4 protein-coding genes are annotated in these 3,844 nt (G+C 57.2%); 1 reads left to right on the forward strand and 3 read right to left on the reverse strand.

Annotated elements, in window-relative coordinates; all coding sequences use genetic code 11:
* Positions 1 to 505: 505 nt before the first annotated feature.
* Complete coding sequence (locus QZ540_RS08120; protein ID WP_049327112.1) at positions 506 to 1,117, forward strand: ANTAR domain-containing response regulator; 612 nt, start codon at positions 506 to 508, stop codon at positions 1,115 to 1,117.
* A gap of 258 nt (positions 1,118 to 1,375) precedes the next feature.
* On the opposite strand, the gene QZ540_RS08125 is transcribed toward QZ540_RS08120, so the two are convergent.
* From QZ540_RS08125 to QZ540_RS08135, 3 genes are all read right to left on the reverse strand, one after another.
* Complete coding sequence (locus QZ540_RS08125) at positions 1,376 to 1,624, reverse strand: hypothetical protein (RefSeq protein ID WP_049341350.1); 249 nt, start codon at positions 1,622 to 1,624, stop codon at positions 1,376 to 1,378.
* A 53-nt stretch (positions 1,625 to 1,677) separates the two neighbouring features.
* Positions 1,678 to 2,184, reverse strand: coding sequence for a PaaI family thioesterase (locus tag QZ540_RS08130; RefSeq protein ID WP_070676236.1), 507 nt, complete (start codon positions 2,182 to 2,184; stop codon positions 1,678 to 1,680).
* A 121-nt stretch (positions 2,185 to 2,305) separates the two neighbouring features.
* On the reverse strand, positions 2,306 to 3,583 hold the full coding sequence (locus QZ540_RS08135) for a dicarboxylate/amino acid:cation symporter (RefSeq protein WP_294629092.1): 1,278 nt from the start codon (positions 3,581 to 3,583) through the stop codon (positions 2,306 to 2,308).
* Positions 3,584 to 3,844 lie beyond the last annotated feature (261 nt).

A 3,844-nucleotide genomic window follows, 5' to 3' on the forward strand; every position in this document is an offset into this window, starting at 1 on the left:
GCGATCGAGTTCCTTGTACTCCACGAAGTCTGAGTACAGGGTGCGTGCTTGACGGGTGATTGACATGAATCCCCTCCGGGTATCGAGTATGGGTGGTCAAATGTGAGTGCCGGAGAAGTCGAGGAGAATACCTATTTCAGTGTATCGACCTTCTGCGGCGCGTGATGGAGTTTCGATATAAATATTTTGTTTATTACTTTTGTGTCTAACCCGAGGGGGTGTTAGTGCATGTCAGAGTCATTTTCGGGTCTGTGTTGTGGCTGTGAATTTCACCGCGTGACCTCTATGTTGTGCGGTTTTGTTTTCACAGTTATGAGCAGTATAGAACAAAAATATGCATTAAGATGCAAAATCTGATGGAGGGTCGCAAAGTGGCGTCAGAAAACCCCTCCCACCTGCACATAGGACGCATATAACACGCGGGGGACAAGGCGCGAAAGTAGATGAACATTTATTCCCTCCTGTAAACTTTAAGGTGACTGAAATTTGATAAAGGAGAAGAGTAATGTCAGAGCTGACCACTCAGGATCAGGCAGAGGAGCAGGGTCCCGCCCGCACCGTCGTCGTGGCAGAAGACGAGGCATTGATTCGCCTCGACATCGTTGAAATTCTGAAGGACCAGGGTTTCGATGTTGTTGCAGAAACCGATAACGGCAAGACCGCCGTCGAGCTGGCGCAGAAGCACCGCCCCGACCTCGTCCTCATGGACGTGAAGATGCCGATTATGGACGGCATCACCGCAGCCGAGGAAATCGCGAAGGAACAGATCGCTCCCGTCGTTCTGCTGACTGCATTCAGCCAGAAGGAACTCGTTGACCGTGCCGTTGAGGCAGGCGCTATGGCGTACGTCGTCAAGCCGTTCTCCCCGAACGACCTGGTTCCCGCAATCGAGGTGGCAATCAGCCGCTACGAGCAGATTCGCGCCCTCGAGAAGGAAGTTGGCACCATCCGCGACCAGTTCGAGACCCGCAAGCTCGTTGACCGCGCAAAGTCGCTGCTCATCACCAAGATGAATCTGACCGAGCCGGAAGCATTCCGCTGGATTCAGAAGACCTCCATGGACCGCCGCCTGTCCATGCGTGAAGTTTCTGACACCATCATCAAGCAGCTCTCCTAAGCACAAGACGTACAGGGTACGTGACAGTACAGGTACGAATGCACGCTACGGCGAAGACTAGGATTCGCCGCTGAGCACACACAGCTGGTGCATTGATGAACCGGCACCTTTATTCATGACACACAAACGCCCCACCCCTCACGATGAAGCTGAGGGACGGGGCGTTCGTGTTTAACCGTTTGCGGCTGTGTGCGGCGAACCGGGTGCCTAGCGCGGGTGGGAACCTAGCGCTGGTTGGAACCCTAAGGCAGGCAGCGCCTAGCGCAGGTAGCGGTTCAAATCGTCGTCGTCATTGTTCGGGCCGCTAATGGGGCGGTCCGTCGGAGAACCAGCCCAGAGCATGCCACCCGTACCAAGCATCACGCCCAGCCACCAGAAGCTGCCGGGATTATTAATCGCGGTCACCAGGCACACCAGCATCACACCGATTGCGATGGGCAGGACAATGCGCTTGGCGCGCACAATCTTCGGGTAACGCTTGAAATAGGGGGTGCGCTCGCGGGCCATGGTTGTCCTTTCGTTGGGGGTCGTTCCCTCTACCTTAGCTTAGGCGGTAGTCGTTAGGCGGTGGGGCGGGGGATCAGCATGTTGGTGATGCGTGCGGTGCAGGTGGTGCGGCCGCGCTCATCCACAATGTCGATGGAGTGGATGCACAGGGTGCGTCCGAGCTTGACGGCGGTGCAGGTTGCGGTGACGACACCGGAGACTGCCGGGCGCACGTGGGTTGCGTTGATGTCCACGCCGACTGCTACGAGGTCTTCGCCGCCGTGCACGCCGGATGCGAGCGATCCGAGGGTCTCGGCGAGCACCACGTTAGCGCCGCCGTGCAGCAGGCCGATGGGCTGAGTGTTACCGGCGACGGGCATAGTTGCCACGGTGCGTTCTGCGGTGAGTTCCTGGAACTTAATGCCCATGGCGGGGATGAGCTCGCCCAGGCCGCGGGGGAAGTAAGAGTGCAGGTGTTCGGGGATGCCGCTCTCGGTCAGCTGTGCCTTGATTTCTTCTGCGGTAAGGGTGGTGGGTGCTGCCGCGCGGACGGGTGCGTGCTGTGTGTTGTTTTCAGTCATGAATTCCAGTGTACTCCTCGGTTTTTGGTGCTTTGACCTGCGGGGGAGGCTCCGGGTACGCATCAGCCCCGCCTCCTTACGGGGGAGACGGGGCTGAAAAACGCTATGGAGGCGGAGAGGATTAGGCGGAAATAGCTTCTGCTTTCTCGATGTCCTCGTCGCGGATTTCCTTATCGGGGTTCACGCCGCTTGCCTTGGAGATACGCTCGGTCAGGGCTGCGATGGTCGCGTCACCGGTCACGTTGGTTGCGGTGCCGAAGGAGTCCTGAGCCAGGTACAGGGCAATCATCAGAGCAATCATGGAAGCGTCGAAGCCGAGCATGGATTGCAGCAGACCAATCGCGGTCATCACGCCACCGCCGGGAACGCCGGGAGCGGCAACCATCATCACGCCGAGCACCAGAATCATGGGAATCAGGCTACCGAAGTCGGGGTGCTGACCGGTCATGAACAGCACTGCCACCGAGCAGGAGGTAATGGTAATCATGGAGCCGGAGAGGTGGATGGTCGCGCACAGCGGAATTGCGAAGTCCACCACGCGGGGTGAGATGCCAGCCTTCTTTGCCGAACGCACGGTCACCGGAATGGTTGCAGCCGAAGATTGGGTACCGATTGCGGTGAAGTATGCCGGGAGCATGGTCTTGAGCATCTGGACGGGGTTGCGGCGAGATACCGCACCAGCCACCGAGTACTGCAGTACCAGGGTGACCCAGTGCAGAATGATTACCATGACGAACACCAGACCGAAGACCGAGAGAATCTTTGCCACCTGGCCGGCGAGGGTCATGTTCGCAAACACGCCCACGATGTGCACGGGCAGTAGGGGAATAATCACGTAACCGAGCATCTTCTCAACGATGACCTGGAAGTCTTCGAAGAGGTTCAGCATCGCACGGGTCTTCAGGGCGGTAATGCCCAGGCCCAGGATGAAGGAGAGAATCAGTGCGCTGAGCACGCCCATAATCGGGGTTAGCTCGAAGGAGATGTAACCCTTGGAGAGTGCATTCTCGGGGTTGTCGAAGGAGGCGAGCTGCTGGCCCTGCAGGATGATGGGGTAGAGCAGCAGAGCGCAGGTCAGTGCCAGGAAACCAGCAAGGATGCTGGAGATGTACGCCAGACCAACGGTGATGCCGAGCATCTTGCCCGCGCCCTGCGCGAGGGAACCAATGCCGGGCACGATGAAGCCGATAATAATCAGCGGAATCGCGAAGCTCAGGAAGGCACTGAACACGGTAGAGAAGGAGACGAAGAGCTGCACAATGAAGTCGGTAGCGATGGATGCGCCGGTGGCGTCATTGATGCCGCTAATCATTCCGGGGGTCAGCATGCCGATAAGCACACCCGATGCAATCGCGATGATAATCCACGCGAGGAGGGGTAGTTTTTTGAGTGCCTTCATAGTTTCCTAAATGAGGGTTCGTTGTGTGTTGAGCGCGGGAGGTGCCCTCACAGTCCGGTGAATCCTGCCGGTGAATTCTGGGTAGAGTTCTGCCTATGAATACACGGGGTGTGGGGGTTTCCTACGCTGGAGGCGATAATAAGGTTATATATTATCCGGAAACCGTATTATTATCCACCTCACATAGTGGCTTGGGGCACAATTTTTGGGAGAAAATCCACCAAACGCACCCCACCGGTACCTATATATGAGGTAAAACTC

Source organism: uncultured Rothia sp. (genome assembly GCF_916049665.1).
Classification (GTDB): domain Bacteria; phylum Actinomycetota; class Actinomycetes; order Actinomycetales; family Micrococcaceae; genus Rothia.

Coding starts and splice junctions, on each gene's coding strand:
- QZ540_RS08120 (WP_049327112.1), top strand. CDS start 506: ATGTCAGAGCTGACCACTCAGGATCAGGCAGAGGAGCAGGGTCCCGCC.
- QZ540_RS08125 (WP_049341350.1), bottom strand. CDS start 1,624: ATGGCCCGCGAGCGCACCCCCTATTTCAAGCGTTACCCGAAGATTGTG.
- QZ540_RS08130 (WP_070676236.1), bottom strand. CDS start 2,184: ATGACTGAAAACAACACACAGCACGCACCCGTCCGCGCGGCAGCACCC.
- QZ540_RS08135 (WP_294629092.1), bottom strand. CDS start 3,583: ATGAAGGCACTCAAAAAACTACCCCTCCTCGCGTGGATTATCATCGCG.